This window comes from Bartonella tribocorum CIP 105476, assembly GCF_000196435.1.
Taxonomy (GTDB): Bacteria; Pseudomonadota; Alphaproteobacteria; order Rhizobiales; family Rhizobiaceae; genus Bartonella; species Bartonella tribocorum.
This window is the reverse complement of the sequence record NC_010161.1, coordinates 145457-170332: the sequence shown is the minus strand read 5'-3', so window position 1 is coordinate 170332 and position 24876 is coordinate 145457. Positions and strand designations below refer to the sequence as shown.

The 24876-nt window shown below is 38.0% G+C and carries 20 protein-coding genes and 1 pseudogene; 6 read left to right on the top strand and 15 right to left on the bottom strand.

The window, feature by feature from the left end:
• The first annotated feature begins 34 nt into the window (after nt 1–34).
• Entirely contained in the window at nt 35–853 is an 819-nt protein-coding gene (gene fabI, locus BTR_RS00725) for an enoyl-ACP reductase FabI (protein ID WP_012230475.1), read from the top strand.
• Nucleotides 854–3098: 2245 nt separating this feature from the next.
• Here the strand turns inward: fabI and gpsA are convergent.
• From gpsA to acnA, 11 genes are all read right to left on the bottom strand, one after another.
• Nucleotides 3099–4103: an NAD(P)H-dependent glycerol-3-phosphate dehydrogenase gene (gene gpsA, locus BTR_RS00710; RefSeq protein ID WP_012230472.1), complete on the bottom strand. Its 1005-nt coding sequence runs from the start codon at nt 4101–4103 to the stop codon at nt 3099–3101.
• Nucleotides 4104–4507: 404 nt separating this feature from the next.
• Nucleotides 4508–5230, bottom strand: coding sequence for a cytochrome o ubiquinol oxidase subunit IV (gene cyoD, locus BTR_RS00705; protein ID WP_341871959.1), 723 nt, complete (start codon nt 5228–5230; stop codon nt 4508–4510).
• 5 nt (nt 5231–5235) lie between these two features.
• Complete coding sequence (locus BTR_RS00700) at nt 5236–5904, bottom strand: cytochrome (ubi)quinol oxidase subunit III (protein ID WP_012230470.1); 669 nt, start codon at nt 5902–5904, stop codon at nt 5236–5238.
• Entirely contained in the window at nt 5901–7919 is a 2019-nt protein-coding gene (gene cyoB, locus BTR_RS00695) for a cytochrome o ubiquinol oxidase subunit I (protein WP_012230469.1), read from the bottom strand. The genes BTR_RS00700 and cyoB overlap by 4 nt, the downstream gene beginning before the upstream one ends.
• A gap of 75 nt (nt 7920–7994) precedes the next feature.
• Nucleotides 7995–8966 carry a ubiquinol oxidase subunit II gene (gene cyoA / locus BTR_RS00690; RefSeq protein ID WP_012230468.1) on the bottom strand — a complete coding sequence of 324 codons (972 nt, stop codon included), beginning with the start codon at nt 8964–8966 and terminating at the stop codon, nt 7995–7997.
• Nucleotides 8967–9091: 125 nt separating this feature from the next.
• Nucleotides 9092–9541, bottom strand: coding sequence for a type II 3-dehydroquinate dehydratase (aroQ, locus tag BTR_RS00685; RefSeq protein ID WP_012230455.1), 450 nt, complete (start codon nt 9539–9541; stop codon nt 9092–9094).
• Between the two features lie 53 nt (nt 9542–9594).
• Complete coding sequence (recF, locus tag BTR_RS00680) at nt 9595–10728, bottom strand: DNA replication/repair protein RecF (RefSeq protein WP_012230453.1); 1134 nt, start codon at nt 10726–10728, stop codon at nt 9595–9597.
• Nucleotides 10729–10748: 20 nt separating this feature from the next.
• Complete coding sequence (dnaN, locus tag BTR_RS00675) at nt 10749–11870, bottom strand: DNA polymerase III subunit beta (RefSeq protein WP_012230452.1); 1122 nt, start codon at nt 11868–11870, stop codon at nt 10749–10751.
• Nucleotides 11871–12059: 189 nt separating this feature from the next.
• Entirely contained in the window at nt 12060–13631 is a 1572-nt protein-coding gene (gene dnaA, locus BTR_RS00670; protein ID WP_012230451.1) for a chromosomal replication initiator protein DnaA, read from the bottom strand.
• Between the two features lie 713 nt (nt 13632–14344).
• Complete coding sequence (gene rpsT, locus BTR_RS00665; RefSeq protein ID WP_012230450.1) at nt 14345–14611, bottom strand: 30S ribosomal protein S20; 267 nt, start codon at nt 14609–14611, stop codon at nt 14345–14347.
• 241 nt (nt 14612–14852) lie between these two features.
• Nucleotides 14853–17540, bottom strand: coding sequence for an aconitate hydratase AcnA (gene acnA, locus BTR_RS00660; RefSeq protein ID WP_012230449.1), 2688 nt, complete (start codon nt 17538–17540; stop codon nt 14853–14855).
• A 294-nt stretch (nt 17541–17834) separates the two neighbouring features.
• Here acnA and ccmA point away from each other — a divergent pair, with 294 nt between their 5' ends.
• The 5 genes from ccmA to BTR_RS00635 are packed head-to-tail and all read left to right on the top strand — an operon-like array spanning nt 17835 to nt 20756.
• A complete protein-coding gene (ccmA, locus tag BTR_RS00655) occupies nt 17835–18446 on the top strand; it encodes a heme ABC exporter ATP-binding protein CcmA (protein WP_012230448.1) in 612 nt (203 codons plus the stop codon).
• 11 nt (nt 18447–18457) lie between these two features.
• Nucleotides 18458–19123 (top strand): heme exporter protein CcmB, encoded by a 666-nt coding sequence (ccmB, locus tag BTR_RS00650; RefSeq protein ID WP_012230447.1) that lies wholly within the window; start codon nt 18458–18460, stop codon nt 19121–19123.
• A gap of 46 nt (nt 19124–19169) precedes the next feature.
• Nucleotides 19170–19949 carry a heme ABC transporter permease gene (locus BTR_RS00645; RefSeq protein WP_038474411.1) on the top strand — a complete coding sequence of 260 codons (780 nt, stop codon included), beginning with the start codon at nt 19170–19172 and terminating at the stop codon, nt 19947–19949.
• On the top strand, nt 19937–20188 hold the full coding sequence (locus tag BTR_RS00640) for a heme exporter protein CcmD (protein WP_012230444.1): 252 nt from the start codon (nt 19937–19939) through the stop codon (nt 20186–20188). The genes BTR_RS00645 and BTR_RS00640 overlap by 13 nt, the downstream gene beginning before the upstream one ends.
• A complete protein-coding gene (locus BTR_RS00635) occupies nt 20163–20756 on the top strand; it encodes a DsbE family thiol:disulfide interchange protein (RefSeq protein ID WP_012230442.1) in 594 nt (197 codons plus the stop codon). The genes BTR_RS00640 and BTR_RS00635 overlap by 26 nt, the downstream gene beginning before the upstream one ends.
• A 955-nt stretch (nt 20757–21711) precedes the next feature.
• Here the strand turns inward: BTR_RS00635 and BTR_RS13795 are convergent.
• From BTR_RS13795 to argF, 4 genes and pseudogenes are all read right to left on the bottom strand, one after another.
• Entirely contained in the window at nt 21712–21975 is a 264-nt protein-coding gene (locus BTR_RS13795) for a replication initiation protein (RefSeq protein WP_051616019.1), read from the bottom strand.
• A gap of 42 nt (nt 21976–22017) precedes the next feature.
• On the bottom strand, nt 22018–22344 hold the full coding sequence (locus BTR_RS13740) for a RepB family plasmid replication initiator protein (protein WP_012230441.1): 327 nt from the start codon (nt 22342–22344) through the stop codon (nt 22018–22020).
• Between the two features lie 571 nt (nt 22345–22915).
• Nucleotides 22916–23917: an Hsp33 family molecular chaperone gene (locus tag BTR_RS00625; RefSeq protein WP_012230440.1), complete on the bottom strand. Its 1002-nt coding sequence runs from the start codon at nt 23915–23917 to the stop codon at nt 22916–22918.
• Nucleotides 23918–23953: 36 nt separating this feature from the next.
• Nucleotides 23954–24853 (bottom strand): annotated as a pseudogene (argF, locus tag BTR_RS00620) (ornithine carbamoyltransferase).
• Nucleotides 24854–24876: the final 23 nt, after the last annotated feature.

The window sequence follows — 24876 nt, the reverse complement described above, 5'->3', positions numbered from 1 at the left end:
TAATTGAAAACATTACGGTCTTACGGAGAATAATATGAAAAGTTTGATGGAGGGCAAACGTGGCCTTATTATGGGAATTGCGAATGACCATTCAATTGCTTGGGGCATTGCCTGTCAACTCGCACAAGCAGGAGCTGAATTAGCTTTAACTTATCAAGGAGAGGCTTTCGGAAAACGTGTTCAGCCGCTAGCAGATAAGCTTGGCTGCAAATTAGTTCTAGAGTGTGATGTTGAAAAAATTGAAAATGTTGACGACGTCTTTGAAAAACTAGAAAAAGAATGGAAAACGATTGATTTTATTGTCCATGCTATCGGTTTTTCAGATAAAAATCAGCTAAAAGGGCGTTACGTTGATGTTACAACGCGTGAAAACTTTCAACGTACAATGGTTATTTCAGCTTATTCCTTTACTGAAATTGCTCAACGCGCGGGGAAGCTTATGCCTCATGGAGGAGCACTTTTAACCCTTACTTATGGTGCTTCACAGCAAGTTGTCCCTAATTATAATATCATGGGGGTAGCTAAGGCTGCTTTAGAAGCTATGGTCCGTTATTTAGCAGCAGATTTTGGCCCACAAAATATCCGCGTCAATGCGATTTCAGCTGGTCCTGTTAGAACCTTAGCGGGTAATGGCATTGCAGCTGCACGTGCAATATTTTCACATCAACGCCGTAATGCCCCATTACGTCGTACCATAAATATTCATGAAATTGGAAAGTCCGCTCTTTATCTACTCTCTGATTTATCATCAGGCGTTACGGGTGAAATTCATTATGTTGATTCAGGCTATAACATCATGTCTATGCCAATACTTGAAGAACTGAAAAAAACTGAAGATTCCCAAGAAGGATAAAAAAACATCCGCCTAAAAAAATAAAATCGACCATCTGTAGAGTGCTTTAGTCGCGTATTGAAGCGGCGTTCTCTGCTAGACTAAACCTCATAGAGACGAGCTTCAAGTCCAATCTTTTGCATATATGATGACATACAATGTTCACCAAGGGAACACGATCAGTTGCAGAAAAAAGAAATCATTACGAGAGAGTAAACGGTTTGTTTCAAGATTTTTAATGTCTCTGATGAAAATAGAAAGGAAATTCTGTTATCGTATTACGCTTTCCTTTCATATTTTCGAGTCAAGGATAATCTATATATTTCTCTCAATCTGATCTTTGTGAATATAACGCAAAGGACGTATACGATCTCCTATAAGGATAACCCAACACAAAGCCAATTGTGCCATTGTTATTATTTTGCAAAGTGTTTTATAAAAAGCCAGTATATCTCTCCAATCCATTTTGCTGGAAAATTTTGTGTTTTTTGGAGTTTTTTTCCTAACAAAACCCATTATTTTTCTACTGCCTGTAGATCAACATCCAATCTCAAAGCCACACCATATTTAGGACAAATATTAAAGCGGTTTAGCGCTTTCTCTACTGTCGCAGCTTCTATATGCCAAATGGAAACAACTATGTTGAGTATTTCTGTTTGATTTATCTCTGAAACGGGGAGACAACTTAATTTGGGAAGAATATAAAAGCATAAAGGTAGGAAACATCTTCCGGTCTTTACAATCATCCTTTAATTCAGCTGCACGACTTTCACAAAAATATTTTTTAAATAATGAAGATTACGCATTCCCTCACACCCTTATTTCTCTCGTTCTTTTGAAGGCACATCTCCTTTATGTATCAGATAAAATAGAATGTCTAAAAGAACACGCTTGCTGCTCATTCACGTACTTTTTCAAAAAAGCGTCTCTCAATACGCGCCATTCCATAATGGTACTATAAACAGTATAATTAAAATCCCTGTGAAATAAATAAAACTCTTTTGCCTCTACCATCTAACGTTTGTGAAGGAGAAAGCCGAAATATCAAACACTTTTCCAGATCACAATGTTGAGGCAGCTTTTGGCACTTAAGGCGATTCAATGGAGATATTTACGCCTTTTCTTTTCCTACATATCAATTCTGTTTTTATATGCAAAAAACGATTTTTTTGATTCAAATGTAAAAGTCTACAATTGAAAGAATGCTATTGTATTTGTGGCTGTCATTTAAACTGAAAAATAATGTAATTATCAAGATAATATATTGATTTATATAAATAGTTTATCATATTTTTGTATTGAATTAATCAAAATTCTTTGCTTTTATGTCACAAGTGGGGCGGCGTATGGATAAAAGTTATTTAAGAAAAGAGTAAAAATACCTCTAATGAATCATCTCAAATGTCAAGGGGTGTTGCAACATTAAAACTTGGTAAATGGAATGATGATGTCGATTTGTCATCTGCATAAACGTCAAGGTGGTAGTGCCAAAAGAGTTTTATGTATTTCACAGGGATCTTAATTATACTGTTTATAGTACCATTATGGAATTGCGTGCATTGAGAGATACCTTTTTAAAAAAGTATGTGAATGAGCAGCAAGAGTGTTTTGTTTTGGGTGAGAGGCATGCCCCCCTATTAAAGAACGAGAGAAATAAAAACATGAGGTAATCTCCATTATTTAAAAGATATTACTTTAGATGCCTTTGAAAGTCGTACAGCTAAATTAAAAATGATGGTAGAGGTAGGGAACTGGTTTTCACCTTTAAAGCCTCATATCCTTCCCAAATTAGGTTGCCATCATTTTTCAGGGATTACACAAACAGAGATACATAATACCCTCCCCCTATCTAGTATACAAGAGCGATTACACGCTAAAATAATATAGGAAATTGAACCATAGCAATGATATTTCTAGGGCTTACACCTTATATAAAAGAAACCGCTCCTTCCCAATGAATTTTCTATTATTTCTGTTTGCAAATATCATTGTGAGATGCATTTAAGAGAAAATCAAACTATCCCTTTCATTATATTACAGAAATATGTTTAAGTGGAAACAATAATTTATTTTCAAAGAGATAACTCTTAAACAAAAACCAAAACTTTTATATTTCAATCATATTTCATCAAAATATAAAATGATATAAATCTATATTTTCTGAAATACGACCATCTTACATAATCATCAATACAATCTATTTGATATTTTTATCATAATATATTTCATTTTTTACGATTGGAATTATTAAAAAACACAGATACCACTATATTTCGTCCTTGAGAGTGCGGCTTAGTAATGTGTTAGCCGCTTCAGTTATGTTTTTACCACAATAGAGAATTTGATAAATTTGTTCTACAATAGGCATTTCTACCCCTATACGTTTCGCTAATGTATATACTTCCTTGGTATTTAAGTACCCTTCCACAACTTGACCAATTTGTTTTTCCGCTTCTTTTATATCTATCCCTTTACCAAGAAGTATTCCAAAACGGCGATTACGCGACTGATTATCAGTACATGTCAAAACCAGATCACCTAAGCCTGTCATTCCCATAAATGTGGAAAGCTCAGCTCCCATAGCACTTCCTAAACGACTGATTTCAGCTAGTCCTCGTGTGATGAGAGCTATTCGTGCATTTGCCCCGAAACCCATGCCATCTGATATTCCTGCACCAATAGCAATAACATTTTTGACAGCGCCCCCTAATTGAACACCAATCATATCTGAGCTTTTATAAACTCTAAAACTTTTGTCACAGTGAAAAAGCTGCTGCAATTCTTTACCAAACTCAGCATCAGAAGCTGCTATCGTCATTGCAGTAGGCCAACCAATAGCGAGTTCTTTAGCAAAAGTTGGTCCAGAAAAAACAGCTAAAGGGATTTTTTCACCTAAAATTTCACGAGCAACTTCTTGTAAGAAACGTCCTGTACCATGTTCTAAACCTTTCGTTGCCCAAATAACGCGTGAATGTTGATCCAAATAAGGCTGAATATTATACAACACTTGATGAAATACGTGGCTTGGAACAGCGATTAATATATTATCACTTGCTGTTATTGCAGTTTCAAGAGAAGCTTCAAGGAGTAAATTTTCAGGAAATCGAATATCAGGTAAATATACTTGATTACAACGTTGTTCTTGTAACTTTTTGATGTGTTGAGGATTATATCCCCAAAGTAAAACACTATGGCCATTACGAGCAAGAGCAATCGCTAATGCAGTACCAAAAGAACCAGCACCAATAATTGTCATTGCAATGGTTTTCATTAAGTGTTCTGATTATTCTCTAAATTATCAATTTCAATTGCACGTTATTACTACAAATAACTTCAATGCTAGCTTTAACATAAATCCTGTCAAACTAAAACGTTACTTCTTCACAGCTTTATCTCACACAACATAAAACTTGTTTTTCACGTTCTCTTTCTTTTTCTTTGTATTGAATTGTACAAAAAACTATTCTTTGTAGATTCTACAAATAGCTATTTGTCTGAAAAAATTTGATTAAATATTCAATGAGCTATCTTGTTAAAAATAAAAGCATATTCAAAATCATGATACTCACTCCACTGATATCCTACACTTAGCCCCCTCTTCATATTCTATGAACTTAGCAACAACATTTGTAGAGCTGATACATGCCGCATCAGCTCCACAGGTATTTATCACTCCTATTCTATAGGAGAGTGCACATTTGGAGTTTGCTCCATGGGCACTTCTGAACCAGGTGCTTGTTCTACAGGAGTTTGCATACTTGGAACTTGCTCCATGGGCACTTCTGAACCAGGTGCTTGTTCTACAGGAGTTTGCATACTCGGAACTGACTCCATGGGCATTTCTGAACCAGGCGCTTGATCTACAGGAGTTTGCATACTTGGAACTGGCTCCATGGGCATTTCTGAACCAGGCGCTTGATCTACAGGAGTTTGCATACTTGGAGCTTGCTCCATGGACATTTCTGAGTCCAATATCTTTTCTGGCTGTTTTCTCACGGATATATCTTTATTTGATAACTGCTCAGATACTGAAGAATTATCTACACCTGATACCTCCGGTTCAATAACACGTCCTGAGCCCCCCATCATATTATAATTCAAATGAGAGATAGCCCACCAGGTGCCCCCAACAATAATAAAAACGCAAATAGCAGCAAACCATAAAGCACTCAAATTCCACTTGGCATCTGGACCAGAATTCAAATGTAAAAAGAAAACAATTTGTACTATAATCTGAATAAGCGCCATCCCAATAAGATATACAACCTTTGTACTAATTGCCCAACTTTCCATCATTCCATACATCACAGGAATAAAAGAACCCAAGGTAAAAAATACAGCCAGAATAAAACCGATCAAATAGGAACCAATACTGGGACTATGTGTTTCATTTTGCATGCTCATCACAACGCTCCTAATAGATAAACCATGGTGAAAACACCAATCCATACAATATCAAGTAAATGCCAAAAAATGGAAAGACATGCTAAACGTGTTTTATTATTCTGATCTAAACCATTGCGACGAAGATGAAAAAACATCACAACCATCCAAAGAAGACCGACACTTACGTGAAGTCCATGCGTGCCAACCAAAGCAAAAAATGCTGACCAATAAGCAGAAAGAATTTCCCGTCCAAAAAGCTGTAAACCTGTTGCAGGATCAATACCCGCATAAGCATTTGGATCGTAATAAAAGACCTCACCCAATAATTCATGGAACTCATAAAGCTCCATAGCAATGAAGCAACACCCAAATACAAAGGTAATAGCCATCCATAAGCGCACACCACTGATGTTATTTTTATGTGCTTGTACCATTGCAAAGCCATAAGTGACGGAGGAAAACAATAAGAAAGCAGTCTCAACCAAAACAAACTTTAAATCTATAAACTCATTACCCGCTTTACCACCACCATAAGAAGCAGAAAAGACAGCAAAACTTGAAAAAAGTGTCGAAAACAGAATCAAGTCTGAAAGGATATAGACCCAAAAACCAAACGTCATTACCGAGCTACTATCGTGGTGAAGTTCATCCACAGTACTCGCATTATTCATTGTTACAGCACTCATACTGTCACTCCTTGCTCTTTAAGAACAGCTGTAAAGGCATCTTCAGTTTTTTGCACTTCTTCAGCTGGAATATAGTAACCATGGTGATCACCTGTTAATGAATGACACACAAGCGTTGCAACAAAACCAACCAGTCCGATCGCAACAAGCCACCAAATATGCCAAACAAGGGCAAAACCAACAACTAATGAGAAGAAGCCAGCAATAATTCCAGCTGATGTATTCGAAGGCATATGAATTTTTGTAAATCCACTTGTCGGGCGTTGATAACCACTTTTCTTCATATTCCAATAAGCATCATCAGACTGTATCTTGGGAAGGAGGGCAAAATTATAAGAAGGAGGCGGTGAAGAGGTAAACCATTCAAGTGTACGAGCATCACCCCAAGAATCATTTAACGTTACTGGTAAATGACCTTTATGCTTAATACCGTACCAAATCGCTAAAACAACCTGTAACACAAAACAAAGGATACCAAGTAAGATGATCAAAGCACCTAGAGCAGCAATAATAAACATCGGCTGCCAACTAGGTTCCATGTAATGCTGAAGACGACGTGTTGCACCCATTAAACCAAGCGCATAAACGGGGAAAAAGGCAAGGTAAAAACCAATAAACCAACACCAGAAAGATGCAATACCTAGCATGCGATTTGGTTTATAACCAAAAGCTTTTGGAAACCAAAAAGCAAGCCCAGCTAAATAAGCAAAAACAACACCTCCAATAATTGTATGATGGAAATGTGCTATCAAAAAGAGCGAATTATGAAACTGCCAATCAGCAGGGACAATAGATAATAAAACACCGGTTAATCCACCACCAACAAACGTAAAGATCATTCCCATGCACCAAAGCATCGGAGGCTCAAAGCGAATCCGACCTTTATACATCGTAAGCAGCCAATTAAAGACTTTTACACCTGTTGGAACTGCGATGATCATCGTCGCAATACTAAAGAAGGTATTTACAGCTTCACCGCCACCCATTGTAAAGAAATGATGTCCCCAAACAAGAAGCGAAAGAATCAAAATAACCACCATGGCCCATATCATGGAAGTATAACCAAAGAGGCGTTTTGAAGAAAAAGTTGATACAACCTCGGAAACAATTCCAAAAGCAGGAACGACCAAAACATACACTTCAGGATGACCAAAAACCCAAACATAATTAATCCACACCATTGGATTTCCACCACCAACATTAGTAAAGAAATTCATGTTCAAATAACGATCACATGCCAAGAGTGCAAATGCTACAGTTAAGACAGGATAAATAACGACAATAAGAACATTGCTAACAAAAGCACTCCAACAAAAAACAGGCATTCTCATCATTGTCATTCCAGGAGCACGCATTTTAATCATCGTTGCAATAAAATTCACTGATCCCATTGTTGTTGCAATACCAGAAAGCTGAAGAGACCATAAATAATAATCTACCCCTGTATCTGGACTCGTTTGCAATTCTGTAAAAGGTGGATACATCAACCAACCACCACGACCAAAATTACCAACACCTAGTGATATATTAATTAAAATCGCCCCAGCTGCCGTAATCCAAAAACCCAGATTATTTGCAAAGGGAAAAGCAACATCACGCGCACCAATTTGAAGCGGTATAAGATAATTAAAAAGACCAAATAAAATAGGCGTGGCCATGAAAAAAATCATGATCGTACCATGCGCCGAAAAAATTTGATCAAAATGCTCAGGGGGCAAATAACCTGCTGTTTCACTCCCAAGAGCTAAAGCTTGATGCGTTCGCATCATAAGCGCGTCCGCAAAACCGCGAACAAGCATAATAATTCCAAGAATTATATACATAATACCGATGCGTTTATGATCAACAGTTGTAATCCAATTTCGCCATAAAACTCCCCACCACCCAAGTGCTGTTAAAGCAACAACAGCAACTAAACCAATCACAACAATCGCGATACATGTATACAAAACGATTGGTTCATGTGCAAGCGCATGAAAAGCACCTGCCGTAGGATCTGTAAGTCTTCCAAACATTTTTCAACCCATTTCAAATGAAATTCAAGTTTAAAAGAAACCTTATATTAAAAGGGCTCTTTCCCTATTGATCCTTTAAATAACATCAGGATCAAATACTGAACACAGTGCACCCCACAGTGTCTGAGCAGCAGCACGCTTCATTAAATCTTCATTACATACCGTATTTTCGTCGACACACCGATTAACAATACGATAGTAAAGCCGCTTCTCAACAGGCGCAAAATAACGAACTTCAGCATCTTTTTCCTTCGCAGCAATATCACCCATACGAGGCGCAATAGAAAGTTGACGATAAGATGTACGATCAAGAACTCGACCATTAGCCCGAGCTTTCACAATCCAATCCTCAAAATCCTGCGAAGACACAGAATGCCACTTAAACCGCATCCCTGAAAAACCATCACCGCTGTAATTTGCCGAGGTTCCTTTGAATACTCCCTGTTCTTCAGCGACCAAATGCAACTTAGCATTCATCTGCGGCATAGCATAAAGAACCGTACCCAATTTAGGAACCCAAAAGGCATTGACAGAATTTTCTGACGTCAATTGCAATAAAACTTGACGTCCTTTAGGTGCGTAGATTTCATTGATCGATGCAACACCATATTGAGGATAAATAAAAACCCATTTCCAATCAAGAGCTACAGCATCAATCTGCAATGGCTCTCCTTCACCCACAACCTCTACTGGAAGAGGATTTGTAGGCTCAAGCTTATAGGTATAATAAGCTGTTAATGAACCTAAAACCATTACGATTACAATTGGAATACCCCACATTACTGCTTCAATTTTATTTGAATGCGCCCAATCAGGAGAATAGTTCGCTTTCGTATTCGATGCGCGATATTTTATCGCTAAAAATACTACACTCACCATAACTGGAATGACAACGCAAAGCATAACAACCACACAAGCAACAATCAAAATGAGCTGTTGACGTGCGACATAACCTGACGGCTGAAGGACATCCATTTTACAACCAGACAAAAGCAGTGCTCCCCCTAAAATCATAAGCATTTCTAATTGTCTAACAAAGCTTCTCATCTTTATTTACCCCCGTCATACGCACTAAAAATTGTCATAAATATAATACCTCATATTGTACAGATTTGAAAATAATTATCAAGTGAATTCAATGCCTGTATTACTCTTATCCAACGCTTATTCTTTCACCTTTTACAATTTATTAATTGTTTTGCAATATATTCAAGCGCAAACCGATATCCATCACTTCCACATCCACTTATGATGGCGTCTACACCTATAGATGTATAAGAATGATGGCGAAAAGCTTCACGTCGATAAATATGGGATAAATGAACTTCTACTTTCGGACCTGAAAACATTTTTAGAGCATCAAGAAGCGCAACAGATGTATGACTGTAAGCCGCAGGGTTGATGATCAATCCAGAGCTTAGCCCTATTGCTTCCTGTATCCATTCTACTAGCTGACCCTCATAGTTACTTTGATAAAAATTGATGATAACATCAGCTCTTTTCGCCCATTCTCTGCAATTTTTTTCAATATCTTCTAAAGTTTCAGTTCCATAAATTTTTGGCTCACGTTGACCCAGAAAATTTAAATTAGGACCATTTAAAATCGTTATCATAACAGACATATTAAGCCTTTTATTCTCAACCACCACTTATTAAAAAATATGTAGCATGTTTTTTACAGCAATAAAGCGCCATCCTTAATCTCAAAAAATTCTGCGCGTCCTTTTAAGTCATCAAATAAAAGACGGTCCGTTCCTGTCATAAATGTTTGCACAGATAAATCATCAAGAATATCAAATAAAGCAGCACGTCGATGTGAATCAAGATGCGCTGCCATTTCATCAAGAAGCAGAATGGGAGCCCTTTGTGATATCATACCTGTTAGACGTGCATGACATAAAACCAAACCTGTCAGTAGCGCTTTTTGTTCACCTGTTGAACAAGACGTTGCTGCTCTATTTTTATCCGCATAAAAAACTTGTAAATCTGTGCGATGTGGTCCTTCTAATGTCCGTCCAGCAGCACGATCCATTGCGCGATTACGCCGCAACAAATCACAAAATTGCTCTTCAACTTCAGTCGCTGATATATCACCAAGAGCTGTTTCTAAAAAACCATCAATTTGCAAAAAAGCGCGTGGAAAAGGTATCTGAGATGGCATTTGTGTAAACATGTCATTTAAAAGTCGAATAACATCAATACGCGCCGCGGAAATAGCTGTCGCTAATTCTGCCATCTGCTTTTCTAAAGCATTAAACCAAGCATTGTCTTCATTGCCATCCAAAAATAAACGATTCCGTGCACGCATCGTCTTATCATAATCAGCTATACGACGACTATGCAAAGGATCAATCGCCAAAACCATACGATCCAAAAAACGTCGGCGCTCAAGCGAAGGACCTGTAAAAAGACCATCCATAGATGGTGTTAATATACTAATATGGCAATAATCTGTTAAGCAATCACTTGGCTCATTCACACCATCAATATGGACCTTTCGACTGTTATCGCTAACCTCCAAAGCAGTACCGATCTTTACTTCACCATAAAGAGCACATTCAAGACATGCAAATACAACAAATCCTTCACCGCCTCCATCTATAAAGCTAATGTCAGAATATGCAGCCCGTCGCAAACCACGACCTGGAGAAAGAAAAGATAACGCCTCTAAAAGATTTGTCTTACCAGCACCGTTGTGGCCAGTAAAAACCACATGCTGACCCGAAAAATGAATATTAAAAAAAGAATAATTGCGATAACGTAAAAGCTTCAGCTGCCTCACAGACACTTTGTGCACATGACTTTCCATGCATTGCAAAACAATTGCCCCTAAACGCGAATAGGCATCAGCACATAGAGTACATCCGCATCATCATTATCACGAATCAGAGCTGGCGCTCCAGCTTCAGCCAACATGAAAACCATCTCATCGCTTGAAAGCTGCCCAGCAATATCTAAAAGATAACGTGAATTAAACCCTATCTCAAGCGGTTCAGATGAGTAAGTTACGGATAATTGATCTTCCGCACTACCCGAATCAGGACTATTAACAACAAGCCTTAACTGTCCATGCTCAATCGTTAACTTAACTGCACGCCCCCGATCACTTGAAATCGTTGAAACACGATCAACTGCAGAAGAAAAATCCTGTCTATTAACAACTAATTCTTTATCATTGCCAAGAGGAATAACACGTTGATAATCTGGAAATGTTCCATCAATTAACTTTGATGTAAAAATCACAGAACCTACAGAAAAACGAATCTTTGTCTCTGAAAGCTCTATACATACATCACCATCATTTTCTTCTGAAAGAAGTTTTTGCAACTCTCCTACAGCTTTACGAGGAACGATAACACCGGGCATTCCTTCGACGCCTGAAGGAGCTTCCATCTCAACTTGTGCCAAACGATGACCATCAGTTGCAACCAAACGCAGCTTCAAAACATCATCATTAATAACATGGAAGTAAATACCATTCAGATAATAGCGGGTTTCTTCAGTAGAAATGGCAAATTGCGTACAATCAAGTAAATGTTTCAACCCAGATGCAGACAGAGAAAAGCGATAACCAAACTGTCCAGGAAGCGACTCTGGAAAATCTGCTTTTGGCAGACATTGAAGTTGGAAATGTACACAACCCGAAACAACGGACATTGTACTTGCTTGATTCTCATCGACGGATAATACAATTTCATTGCCATCAGGAAGTTTCCGAATGATATCATAGAGCAAATGTGCCGGAACAGTGGTTGCTCCAGCGTGCTCGACATTGACTGTAAAGGATTCTGTAACCTCTAAATCAAGATCTGTTGTCTTTAACTGCACATGGCCATTTTCTGCATCAATGAGCACATTCGATAAAATAGGAACAGTATTACGGCGTTCTACCACACGGTGAACACGACCAAGAGACTTGAGAAATTGATTGCGATCCACTGTAATACGCATAAAAGCCCCGTATGATTTACCAAAAACTATAAGAATTCCTTAGAATTAAAATAACAGATCCTTTTTAGAGAATCGCTTGCTAGAGTCTATTAAACCTCTTTTAAAATGGCAAGTCACTCCTGCAATAAGAAAAAACAAATCCTCTCATTAAATTCTTTAAAGTTTCCTCAAAGAAAGAAATGGTAAGCGCTATACAGCCTGTTCTCCAATCAACCGCTTCAGCAATTCGAGTTCCTTGGCCAAGGTCTGATCACCACAAACTAAATCTTCAATTTTACGCACAGCATGTAAAACTGTTGTATGATCACGCCCACCAAAACGGCGTCCTATTTCTGGCAATGAGCGAGGCGTTAATACTTTTGCTAAATACATTGCAACTTGTCGTGGCTTCACAACCGTACGTGTTCGACGATTAGATAACAAGTCCTGTTTAGAAACGTTATAATGGCGCGCTACCGTACGCTGAATTTCTTCAATCCGAATGCGCTTAGGTTCACCTGGACGGGTCAAGTGGCCTAATAACTCATCAATCCGTTCTAAAGATAAATTAGATTCAAAAGATTGACGAAATAAGAGCTGGTTAAATGCGCCTTCGATATCACGCCCCGACCCTAAAACCGTTTTCGCAATATATTCCAAGACATCATCAGAAATGGATATCATGCCATCATCTTGCTGCGCCACCTTTAACCGCTGACGCAACATTTGTAAACGCATTTCATAATCCGGTGCTTCAATTTCAAGAGAAACTCCTCCCTGAAGACGAGACCGAACACGAAGATCAAGCGATTCTAATTCTGCTGGTGGGCGATCTGCAGCGACAACAACCTGTTTTGCACTATCAAGCAACATATTAAGCAAATGGCAAAATTCATGTTGTATCGACTTACCCTGCAAAAACTGCATATCATCAATAATCAAAAGGTCGATATCGCGAAGCTGTTCTTTAAAAGAAAGAGCATCATTATCACGAATAGCTGTTGCAAAACGCCACATAAAATATTCAGCAGTCAAATAAATAACACGCGCAGACGTTAAACGCTTCAATGCAGAAGCGGCAATCGCTTGAAGCAAATGCGTTTTTCCTAAACCAACAGACGCATGAATAAAAAGAGGGTTAAAACGCAAAGCACTTTTATGTCCCTCCGCAATTGAACGTGCTGCCGCTAAAGCAACGCGATTAGAAGCCCCCTCAACAAAACTTTCAAAAGTATAACGAGAATCAAGGGGAGATCCAAAAACCCCCGCTTGAGAACTCTTGACTGAATGCTCTGCACAACTCTCAACAAAAGATGAAGTTGCCTGCTCCTCCAACACAATAGAAGGTGCACTTGTTTTACAAACAACATCTCTGGAAACGCGTTCCATACCGCGAACGATGACTTCAACACGAAGAATTGCTGAGTTCTCTTGTTTCCATAAATGAGTCAAAAGAGAACCATAGTGATTATTAATCCACGAACGTAAAAAAGCCGTAGGAACAGAAAGCTTTACAAGAGTATGACTATACTCAGCAAGTTTCACACGACCAAACCAACTGGTATAAGCCTCAACACCAACCTGCGCCTTTAATTGCGCCATAACACGTATAAAAGCCGCCGCACTCTCCTCCTCTGAAACAATAGAATACCCTACAGAAACATTTCTACAAACAACCCCATCACCCTCCGTCATCCTATTCTTTATTATGTTCTCTGCCGACAGGATATTCACCGAAACCCTTTTAAAGGAACTAGCTTTAGAGTTCAATTTATCCACCATCTTCCATCCCGATAAAAATAAAATTCTGTCCTGCCAAACAGCTGAAACAAATCCAGCGAAGGCAAAACGCCCTACCCCAAATAAGATTACTCACCCTCCCCTAGGATAGAATCATCACAACTCCACCAACAAAGATGACCAATAAGATTTACTTGTATTCATGATATGACCCACCCTTCTACAATGGTAAACATACCAATTAAAGAAACTAAAAAAATCATCAAAAAAACTACCCAACACAAAAGCCTCAAAAAGCCTCAAACCAAAGCATCTTATATTCAAAAAATACAGGATAATGCGCTGATATGACCCCTTCATGCTTTTTAGTCTTCAAAAGAACCATACAAAACAGCAGAGGTAAAATGCAAGAGGTCAAAATAAAGTCAAAAGCCCCAAAAAAATGTTATAAAAATGCTTATTTCAATGAGGAATGAGAAAAATTATTGATTCAATTCATTTTTTTTCTCTGAATTTACCAATCATTAAAGAATCTCTTCAGATTAAAAAAAAAAAATAAAATGCTTGACAAAAAAGACTCTGTAAAAATCCACAAAGCTTGTGGATAACCATACTCCCCCCTATAAACTTTCTCTCCTTTTTCAAGAGGAGAATCGTTATCGATTCTTGTTTTCAATAGAAACTTTTTGAAACAATAAATAAAAAGCCAGTACCCTTACGGATACTGGCTTATTTCTTAATAAAATAGAAAAAGCTTAAACGCTGAGAGCCTTCAAACGTTTCGCTAAACGCGATACTTTCCTCGCAGCAGTATTTTTATGAAAAACCCCTTTAGAAACCGCACGCATAATCTCAGGCTCAAAATTCTTAAATGCAATTTCTGCAGACGCCTTATCACCCCCTGCTAAAGCATCATCAAACTTACGCATAAAAGTACGAACGCGTGAACGGCGGGCCTTATTAACCTGTGTGCGTGCTGCAACCTTGCGCACCGCTTTTCGAGCAGAAGGTGTATTCGCCATAAATATAATCTCTCTTTCAACACCTTGGTAAAATAAGTCTCAATAACAATTCTACCAATGTAAACAAACCTAACTCAAGCAAAACTATAAAGCTGCTTATAACTTGTGTAACCTATAGCGCAATGTCAAAGCCAACGTCAATTAAATTTTCAAAGACGGACATAAAAAACGAAGCCAAATTCTTTGATCGGCAACTTTATAGCTTAATCGTTTGAAGATATTCTTCAACAAACAAAGGCATTTAAATGGCTAGCTTACGCAAAACATATTGCAAAATTCCACCATGATGCAAATAATCTAGCTCATCTTCCGTATCAATACGGCATAATAATGGAACGGTTTTTACCGTATCATCAGAAAAAGTAATTTTCGCTACAGTCTTTTGACGAGGTTTCAAGTTATGAATCCCTTCAATTGTCACCTTTTCATCGCCCTTTAAGCCTAAAGATTTCCAACTTAACCCCTCCCCAAAGACAAAAGGGACAATGCCCATACCAACAAGATTAGAACGATGAATCCTTTCAAAAGATTGCACAATCACCGCTTTGATACCAAGAAGATTGGTTCCCTTGGCAGCCCAATCGCGTGATGATCCATTGCCATATTCAATCCCCGCAAAAACAACGAGCGGAATACCTTCTTGTTTATACGCCATGGCTGCATCGTAAATGGTTTGTTCTATCGCTGAGGGATAATGAACCGTATAACCTCCTTCTCGACCATCTTCTCCTAACATGAAATTACGAATGCGGATATTGGCAAAGGTCCCACGAACCATAACTTCATGATTCCCACGACGCGTCCCATATTGATTAAAATCAGCCACGTGAACACCATGATCCATTAAATACTTTCCAGCAGGAGAAGCTGCCTTAATAGAACCAGCAGGAGAAATATGATCCGTCGTGATTTTATCACCAAACAAACCTAAAATCCGTGCATCCTTAATATCTGGTAAGACATTAGGCGTTTTCTGCATATCATAAAAATAAGGTGGATTACGGACATAGGTGGATTGCTCATCCCAAGAATAGGTAGCCCCCGTAGGGATTTGAACTTTTTGCCAATTTTCATCTCCCTTAAAAACATCTGCATATTTTTCGGCAAAAACCTTACGCGTGACATTTTCTTCGATAAACGCCTGTATTTCTTGAGAAGTTGGCCAAATATCTCTCAAGTAAATCGGTTGACCATCTGAATCTTCACCAAGAGGCTCCTTGGTTAAATCTTTACGCACCGTTCCGACAAGTGCATGTGCAACAACTAATGGGGGTGAAGCTAAATAATTCGCTTGCACATCAGGGGAAACACGTCCTTCAAAATTACGATTTCCTGAAAGAACTGCAGCTGCAATGACACCATTGTCATTAATCGTTTTGGAAATAGCTGGATGCAAAGGACCAGAATTTCCAATACATGTCGTGCACCCAAACCCTACTAAGTTAAATCCTAATGCATCTAAATCTTTTTGAAGACCCGAATTTTTAAGGTAAGCTTCAACGACTTGTGAACCAGGTGCAAGGGAAGTTTTTACCCATGGTTTGCTTTTGAGACCTTTTGCCACTGCATTTCGTGCCAAAAGACCTGCTGCAATAAGAACACTTGGATTCGATGTATTTGTACAGGAAGTAATCGCAGCGATCACCACATCACCGTGACTAAGTTCATATTCTTCTCCTTCAACCTGATAATGCTCATCTTGTCCTGAAGTTTTCTTATAGTCTTCAACCAATGCCTTCTCAAAACCTTGCCCAACATTTTCCAATGCAATACGTCCTTCAGGACGTTTAGGACCAGCCATCGAAGGAACAACGGTTCCCATATCTAATTCAATTGTATCACTAAAAATGGGACTAGCCACCCTTTCGTCATGCCACATCCCTTGTGCTTTGGAGTAAGCCTCCACTAAGGCAATCCGATTTTCATCACGCCCTGTCATATTGAGATAACGTACTGTCTCTTTATCAATTGGAAAAAAGCCACAGGTTGCTCCATATTCAGGTGCCATATTCCCAATCGTCGCCCGATCAGCAAGCGTCATATGCTCCAAACCAGGGCCAAAAAATTCAACAAATTTACCAACAACACCCTTTTGGCGGAGCATTTGGGTCACCGTCAATACGAGATCGGTAGCAGTTACACCTTCTTTAAGTTTTCCTATTAAGCGAAAGCCAATCACTTCAGGTAACAACATAGAAACGGGCTGGCCTAACATTGCCGCTTCGGCTTCAATGCCACCAACACCCCAACCTAAAACACCCAAACCATTGACCATCGTCGTATGAGAATCAGTTCCCACGCAGGTATCAGGATAAACCGTCTCATTCCCCTCTTCACTCTTCATCCACACGCATTGTGCTAAATATTCAAGGTTAACCTGATGACAAATCCCCGTACCTGGAGGAACAACACGAAAATTTTGAAAGGCTTGTTGTCCCCATTTCAGGAAACGATAACGTTCACCATTGCGCTCATATTCATGCTCAACGTTTTCCTTAAAAGCCATGGGAGTGCCAAAATCATCAACAATAACTGAGTGATCAATGACGAGATCAACGGGTATGAGAGGATTAATTTTTTCAGCGTTACCACCAAGTTTGACCATAGCATCACGCATTGCAGAAAGATCAACAACCGCCGGAACACCAGTAAAGTCTTGCATAAGAACACGTGCAGGACGGTAGGCGATTTCTGCCCCTGCGCTCCCTTTGTCGCTTAACCATTTAGCAACATTGAGGATATCCTCTTTTTTAACCGTGCGCCCATCTTCAAAGCGCAATAAATTTTCGAGAATAACTTTCATCGAAAACGGCAAACGCGAAATCCCTTCAAGTCCATTCTTCTCCGCTTCGATCAAGCTATAATAAGTATATTCTTTGCCACCAACATTTAACATTCTGCGACAATTAAAGCTATCAATGTGAGTCATGACTGTCCACCCTCATACTAAAAACCACCCAATTTCCAGGAATGAACAACACAAACTACGAGTCAAGGTCGCAGCTTGAGCGCAGACGCAATTACCTCCGCTATCCACTTCCCCCTCCACCTTTCATAGGTAAATGCGGAAATCAGCGCCAAAAACCATTCTACACCAGATCTTGATGTAACGCACCCCTTATAGAACTATTTCTAGAACTATTCTAGATACAATTGCATAAAAAACGTGTTTTTTTATTTTATAATGCAATAAAGAATAGGAAAATAAAAAATAGGCAATCACATGATGTTATCAGGCAAAGATTTGGCAGCTTATAGAAACGAGGAAATTCTGTTTAAAGATCTTTCTTTTTGTCTATTTCCACAGCAACTGATGACAATCACCGGCCCAAATGGCATCGGAAAATCGACATTACTCCGAATCATTGTTGGTCTTCTTGAAGCCTCTGAAGGTCATATCGTACTTAAAGACTATGAACAAAGATATCCTGTTACAACTGTGTGTCATTATCTCGGCCCTCAAAATGCCATGAAACCTCTTTTATCTGTCATTGATAATTTGCAATTTTGGGCAGCGTTTTATGGACAACCTCTCTACTCCCCCTATGAAGCCCTTGCTGATATCGGTCTTTCTGATCTTGAATATTTACCCTTTAAGACTCTGTCAACTGGACAACAAAGGCGTGTCGCTCTTGCTCGCCTTTTGCTCTCCTATCGTCCTATTTGGATTTTAGATGAACCAATGTCAGGGCTTGATAGCCATGCTCAGAAACGTCTTACTCGGATTTTCCAGCGTCATCTCAATCAAGGGGGTATGATTATCGCCGCAACCCATCATTCTTTAGGTATTCCAGAAAACCATAAAATCACTCTGGAAAAATTTGTACCTCTCTAGGAGAGAATAAAATGAAAGCACTGTTCTGGCGTGATCTTAAACTATTATTAGCGCCACAAGCCTCTTCGCTAACAGGACTATTGTTTTTCATCGCTATTGTGATCATAACCCCCTTTGCCATTGGACCAGATCCTAAAATTCTTGCACAAATAGGGCCAGGAATATTGTGGTTCGGTGCCCTTCTTGCAGGACTCCTTAATCTGAACAAACTTTTTCAAATTGATCGCGATGATGGCAATCTCGACCAATTTATTCTTTCGGGGCAAAGACAAAGTTTTATGCTCATTATCTTTACTAAATGTATCGCCCATTGGGTAGGAACAATGCTTCCTCTTATTTTTGCTACGCCTATTTTGGCTCTCATGCTCCACTTAGATGTAACGATAACTTTTACAACAATACTTACCCTTGTATGCGGAACACCAGCTATTATTTTTATTGGTGCCATAGGAGCAGCACTTGCAAGCTCATTGTTGCATAGCACTCTTCTTATTTTCGTTATTATCCTGCCGTGGATCATTCCAATTATGATTTTTGGTGTTTCAGCAGCTACAGCCCCAACAAATCCAAATGCTTCTTTTCTCACTTCCCTAGCTCTTCTTAGTGCTTTTTCACTTTTTTTGAGTCTTTTTAGCTCTTTTATTGCCGCTCTAACGCTCAAGCTTTTGTCAGAATAATAAAAGATGATTGCCGCATAGCAAAACTATGCCTATGATAAATTTCATGAATGAAATATCTCACACACATAAAATGAGGTCACTCCCTATAAGTTTTACCCGTTTCATGAAAATAAGCAAAATGGTTTTGCCTTGGTTCGCCGGCATAACCTTATGTCTTCTTATCTTAGGGCTTATTCTCGTCATGCATTCCCCTGATGACTATCAACAGGGGATTACTGTTAAAATTATGTACCTTCATGTACCTTTTGCGTGGTTGTCTACATTCTGTTACATAACGATGAGTGCAGCGGCATTAGCAAATCTGATTGGGAAATATCATCTTGCTGATGTGGCACTCAAATGTGGTGCACCCATTGGAGCAATTTTTACCGCTTTGGCTCTCATGACAGGAGCCCTTTGGGGGCGACCTACATGGGGAACATGGTGGGTATGGGATGCACGGTTAACATCGGTTTTAATTCTGCTTTTTATCTATCTTGCCATTATCCTGCTTGGACGTTCTTTTGACAACCAAGTAAAAGCCGCTCGTGCTACTGCAATTCTCACACTTGTTGGATTTGTTAATATTCCTATTATTAAATTTTCCGTTAACTGGTGGAACACATTGCATCAACCAGCATCACTGTTACGTGCTGGTGGACCAACAATCGACAATGCTATGTTATGGCCTCTTATAGCCATGTTATGTTGTTTCATCTTTATGTTTATTACGCTCTATTTGATGGCTATGCGAAATGAAATTAATCGTCGTTATATTCAAATACTGCAGATTAAAAAATCCCGTCGTGCACAACAACAGGACTCTTCATCATGCTCGACCTAAATGGCATCCACAGTGGACTTTTAGGAAACTTATCTCAGAAAATTGATTTTTTCCTTGGCTCCCTTAAACACAAGCAAATTGTTGTTTTAAGCTATACGCTTTCTGCAATATCCCTTCTCTGTCTTATTGGCTATATTCTTTGCAAAGCCCTATACCAAAAAAAAATTCTCCAACAGCTAAACAAAAAAGAGTTTTCACAAAAAGAAAAATACGATGAAGAACATCCCTCCAAAACTTAAAAAAAATATACCTTTACCTGTTTTGTTTGTTCTTTTTGGACCCTTTGTGTTTTTTCTTCTTCTCATGGTGTTTTTTTTCAACTTTATGGATAAAAAATATCCTCAAAATTCTTCTCTTCTCCCAAATGCATTCGCTGGAAAACCTGCTCCCAATACGCATCTTCCTCTCCTTGATAAGGAAAGTTATCTTCATTCAAAACAATTTAAAGGACGTGTCACATTGGTCAATTTTTGGGGTTCTTGGTGTTTGCCTTGTCGCGAAGAGCATCCTCTTCTTATGAAAATTGCACAAGATAAACGTTTTGATCTGATTGGTATTAATTATAAGGATAATAAAGCAAATGCCCTGCGCTTTTTAAATAATTTTGGTAATCCTTTTAAATTGAGTGGCTTTGATGTTTCAGGATATACAGCCATTGACTGGGGGGTATATGGCCCCCCAGAAACCTTTCTCTTGAATAAAAAGAGCATCATTATTGCCAAACATATTGGTCCCTTAACATGGCAAATTTATCAAACAAAAATTCTACCAAAAATTGAACAAGCGCTCATGACAGAAGAAAAATAAAATATCAAAATATTGATTTGTAAATAAAAAATAAGAAAAAACGAAAATCATGTTGAAGTTTTATAGCTCTTTTAACAGAAAACCGTTCCTTTTTAGAAAGTAAACTTCCACTAAAATAAAAGCATCAATAGAAGGAGGTAATTTAACAATATCTGATTTCAAAGTACGTTTAAAACTTACAGTATTTTTCCAAGTCTTTTAAAAAAATAACCTCATTGTCAATTAAAGTGGCGTTTTTGAAAAATTTAGAAAGATTTTATTCAAAAAAAACGGCGGCGGCGGCGGGCAAGATGTGTAATGTAGCGCTACGCAACTAACATCACTCAATTTATTCGCATAAATACTCAACATATCCATGTAATTCAAATTTCGATTGAGAGAATAAATAAAAATAACTTTATTCGAACATACATCAATAAAGTGAGAGACTAACGCCTCTCAAACTCTCTGTACGCTCACAAAAATCATGCGCTCAGATCCGCTTTTATCGAAGGGACTAATAATCTTAGTTTTTTAGGATCAAGGAAACGCCTACAGGATGCCTAATAGTCCTTGATCCAAAACCAAACGGACTGGTTTTGTCCTTCTCATGCAACTCCCCAATCATGATCAAATCAAAAAATCTCTTTTTACGCTAAATTTAACCATACAATGCATTCGATGAAATAAAAACTCTACGTTTTAAAAGTGACAGGCTCTCACAAAGCTTTTTTAGCCTAAAAGATAGTTTTAGTTTATAAAGATCATTAAAAAAACATCACAAACTAAAAAAGCGTATTTTATTTATATACTTCTGAAAATGTCTTTCTCTGTAAGATTTTTGAAGGTGCAATTATACCTTTACGTAATTTTAGGATGCAAAATATATATCAAAAAAAACGATATTTTCTCGATTTTAGCGTCTATAAGAAACTTCTCAAAATATCATGATTGTGGATATATTTGTTTCTGTTGATTATAATAATTTCCCTTGCGGATATTTTTTAAATTGAAACTCAACTGCTGTAACTTTCTTCCCAATTTTGGTGAACTTCCAGGCAATTTTCCAGCCATCTTTTTTGTTTAGTTCTCTCATGACTGGCTCGATAATACAACGTTTAATGTTACTAAAATTCTTTCGTTGTTTTTCTGCGCAATCCATTGAAATACAAAAATCATCAATTGTATACTTGTAGTACCTAAATCTTTTAAGCACGTTAATAATTCTAATAAACGCCATGAATAGATAAAACGGAGCGCTGAGACCTGTTTAAGTTGATCGCTAATCAATTGCTTTTTGATAGTGTGTTTGCCAAACCCACCTCATTTTAAATTCTGTTGAAGAAATAGATTTACCTTTGCGAATGTAAGCGGGTTCATAAAACGTAATAGATCGTTGATATAATTTTTTATAAGCACTTTGAAGTGATTCATAGGCAGTGTGCATTTCGCATTCAGCTAATTCTACACACTCAGCAGCTATTATACGTGTTGTTGGCACATCATTTGAGCGATGATAGAGCATATCAAGTTTAAAAATAGCTATCATCACAATTCTTTTTTCAGATAAAATCAACCCGTACCCAGTACAGATTAATGCGTTTTGCATTGTGATGCATCTATTGCCACTGGTGCATTCTAGATTAACAATTTCATACTTATCTTTTTAAAATTTAGGTATTTTTTCTTTCTATGTTTTGCATGAATGCGTCTTTTTCGAATATTTATGTCGTGAAATTCTTATGACGTACTTTAGTTATTTTTCTACTATCAAACCCGTGTAAAATACTGAATATTATGAGATTTTTTCAAATTTCTTTATGTTGAATTAAAAAAAATGTTTAAGAAAATGCTAAAAATACCTTTTATGAATCATCTAAACCTAAAAATAATGCGCAACATTTTAAGTTGAAAATATATAATGCAGAGTTATAAGAATATAAAGTTTTATCATGCTATGCATCCAGTTTTATTTGTATAAATCCTTATTTTTCTTAGAAAATTTTACAAGGCACTCTTTTTTAAAAAGCATATCCTATGAATCGTGACTTCAACAGAAAGATCATTAATATACATCGGAAAGTGCTACTTCTAAAGCTTCATATGAGCTTGTACTTAAGTTTTTATAGCACGAATAAAATGGGATTTTGTTGTAATCATCATTTTTATAAATAATTTGATTACGTTTTTTCTTCCAAAAATTCTTGTGCTGTAAAACGATACGTTTCTGAGCAAAATTCACATGTGACTGAAATATATTTATTTTTAACCATTTTATTGCGTTCATCAATCGGAAAACCTTCTAGGATTCCTCTAATTTTTTCGCGGGAACAAGAGCATTGATCGACAAGAGAAAGAGGATTAAAAACTCTCACACCTTGTTCATGAAAAAGACGAAACAAGAGCTGTTTACTCCCAACGTGGGGATCTGTTAATTCTGAACTTTCAATCGTTGCCATGAGTATTTTAGCTTCCTGCCATTGGTTATCCAATTGGGTATGAGTTTTCGTTTTTTCTTGCTTTTGATGAAATTCATAGACTTTATGATGGGACGATGCTTGAGGTAAAAGTTGTGTCAAAATACCTCCAGCTCGCCAGCTTTTCTGCGGTTTTCCTTGTTGGTCACGATTAATTAATATAGCAACAGCCAAACGGATATCGGTAGGAATTTGCTCTGATTGATCAAAATAAGTACGAGAAGCATCTTGTAAATTTGATCCATCTAATGCAACAATTCCTTGATAGGGTTGCATGTGGGAACCTTGATCAATTGTAAAAGCTAAAGTACCTTTTCCTAAGAGTGTTTCTGAAGAGGCTTTATCCTTATCTATTGCTTGTTGAAGCCGTTCTTTATCAAAACGAGCGTATCCACGTAAACTGCAAGGAGGAGAAAAATCACATACCAACATATTAACCGGTCCATCGGAATGGGTTTGTAAAATAAACTTTCCCGTAAGCTTTAGAGAAGTTCCAAGCAGAACAGTCAAAAGTAAAGCCTCGGCCAGAAGATAAGAAACCGGTTCAGGATATTGATGTCTGTTAAGAATAGAATTTAAAGTTTCCCCAAGTTGTACAACACGTCCACGGATATCAAGTTCTTCGACTTGAAAGGGAATAACAGCATCATCTTCATGCAAGGAGATGTCGTTGAGAGAGGCTTCATCTTTCGCTTGTTCACTCATGGCTTGGCCTTTTATATAAAATTTGTTGTAGGTAGGCTATTGTGAAGAGAAAAATGCATCTTGTAAACACCAAGAAAGAATTGCTTTTTGAGCATGAAGACGATTTTCAGCCTCATCGAACACGACTGAATGTGGTCCATCAATCACAGTATCGACAACTTCTTCACTACGATGAGCTGGAAGACAATGCATAAAAAGAGCATCAGATTTTGCTAATTTCATGAAAGCTTCATTGACTTGATATGGCTGAAAAATGGAATGACTGCGAGCACGAAATTCTTGTCCCATGGAAACCCATGTATCAGTCATAATACAATCAGCATCTTGAGCTGCTTTTTGAGGATTTATGGGTTAGCGTAAGATATGCTCCCCGCTCACGTGCCCAATGTAGAAACTGCTCTTGCGGTTCACTACCTTTTGGAGTAGCAACATGCAAATGAAAACCAAAAAGAGCTGCAGCTTCAATTAAAGAATGGAGCACGTTATTACCATCCCCCAGCCATGCCAATATTTTGCCAGTAATGGGCCCTCGATGTTCCTCATAGGTTAAGATATCTGCTAGAATTTGGCAAGGATGTGTATCATCTGTAAGGGCATTAATGACAGGAATTTGTGCATATTGTGCTAATTCAAGCATACGTTGATGTTTTGTTGTCCGCAATATCACGATATCTACAAAGCGGGATAAAACGCGTGCCGTATCAGCTATGGTTTCACTATAACCAAGCTGCATCTCTGCCCCTGTGAGATGATTGTATCTCCCCCAAGCTGGCGCATACTGATATCGAATGAAATACGGGTTCGTGTAGATGGTTTTTCAAAAATCATCGCAAGTGTTTTACCTATAAAAAGTTTTGAACTTTTCCCTGCTTTAAAAGATGCTTTAAGGATTTTTGCATAATCGATCAGTGCACGTGCTATTGCTGGCGTTAAAATGGATCAGTCCGTGAAATGACAAA

What these genes read in the sequence shown, in the direction of transcription:
- fabI (WP_012230475.1), top strand. Translation starts at nt 35, where the DNA reads ATGAAAAGTTTGATGGAGGGCAAACGTGGCCTTATTATGGGAATTGCG.
- gpsA (WP_012230472.1), bottom strand. Translation starts at nt 4,103, where the DNA reads ATGAAAACCATTGCAATGACAATTATTGGTGCTGGTTCTTTTGGTACT.
- cyoD (WP_341871959.1), bottom strand. Translation starts at nt 5,230, where the DNA reads ATGCAAAATGAAACACATAGTCCCAGTATTGGTTCCTATTTGATCGGT.
- BTR_RS00700 (WP_012230470.1), bottom strand. Translation starts at nt 5,904, where the DNA reads ATGAGTGCTGTAACAATGAATAATGCGAGTACTGTGGATGAACTTCAC.
- cyoB (WP_012230469.1), bottom strand. Translation starts at nt 7,919, where the DNA reads ATGTTTGGAAGACTTACAGATCCTACGGCAGGTGCTTTTCATGCGCTT.
- cyoA (WP_012230468.1), bottom strand. Translation starts at nt 8,966, where the DNA reads ATGAGAAGCTTTGTTAGACAATTAGAAATGCTTATGATTTTAGGGGGA.
- aroQ (WP_012230455.1), bottom strand. Translation starts at nt 9,541, where the DNA reads ATGTCTGTTATGATAACGATTTTAAATGGTCCTAATTTAAATTTTCTG.
- recF (WP_012230453.1), bottom strand. Translation starts at nt 10,728, where the DNA reads ATGGAAAGTCATGTGCACAAAGTGTCTGTGAGGCAGCTGAAGCTTTTA.
- dnaN (WP_012230452.1), bottom strand. Translation starts at nt 11,870, where the DNA reads ATGCGTATTACAGTGGATCGCAATCAATTTCTCAAGTCTCTTGGTCGT.
- dnaA (WP_012230451.1), bottom strand. Translation starts at nt 13,631, where the DNA reads ATGGTGGATAAATTGAACTCTAAAGCTAGTTCCTTTAAAAGGGTTTCG.
- rpsT (WP_012230450.1), bottom strand. Translation starts at nt 14,611, where the DNA reads ATGGCGAATACACCTTCTGCTCGAAAAGCGGTGCGCAAGGTTGCAGCA.
- acnA (WP_012230449.1), bottom strand. Translation starts at nt 17,540, where the DNA reads ATGACTCACATTGATAGCTTTAATTGTCGCAGAATGTTAAATGTTGGT.
- ccmA (WP_012230448.1), top strand. Translation starts at nt 17,835, where the DNA reads ATGATGTTATCAGGCAAAGATTTGGCAGCTTATAGAAACGAGGAAATT.
- ccmB (WP_012230447.1), top strand. Translation starts at nt 18,458, where the DNA reads ATGAAAGCACTGTTCTGGCGTGATCTTAAACTATTATTAGCGCCACAA.
- BTR_RS00645 (WP_038474411.1), top strand. Translation starts at nt 19,170, where the DNA reads ATGAATGAAATATCTCACACACATAAAATGAGGTCACTCCCTATAAGT.
- BTR_RS00640 (WP_012230444.1), top strand. Translation starts at nt 19,937, where the DNA reads ATGCTCGACCTAAATGGCATCCACAGTGGACTTTTAGGAAACTTATCT.
- BTR_RS00635 (WP_012230442.1), top strand. Translation starts at nt 20,163, where the DNA reads ATGAAGAACATCCCTCCAAAACTTAAAAAAAATATACCTTTACCTGTT.
- BTR_RS13795 (WP_051616019.1), bottom strand. Translation starts at nt 21,975, where the DNA reads ATGGCGTTTATTAGAATTATTAACGTGCTTAAAAGATTTAGGTACTAC.
- BTR_RS13740 (WP_012230441.1), bottom strand. Translation starts at nt 22,344, where the DNA reads ATGCAAAACGCATTAATCTGTACTGGGTACGGGTTGATTTTATCTGAA.
- BTR_RS00625 (WP_012230440.1), bottom strand. Translation starts at nt 23,917, where the DNA reads ATGAGTGAACAAGCGAAAGATGAAGCCTCTCTCAACGACATCTCCTTG.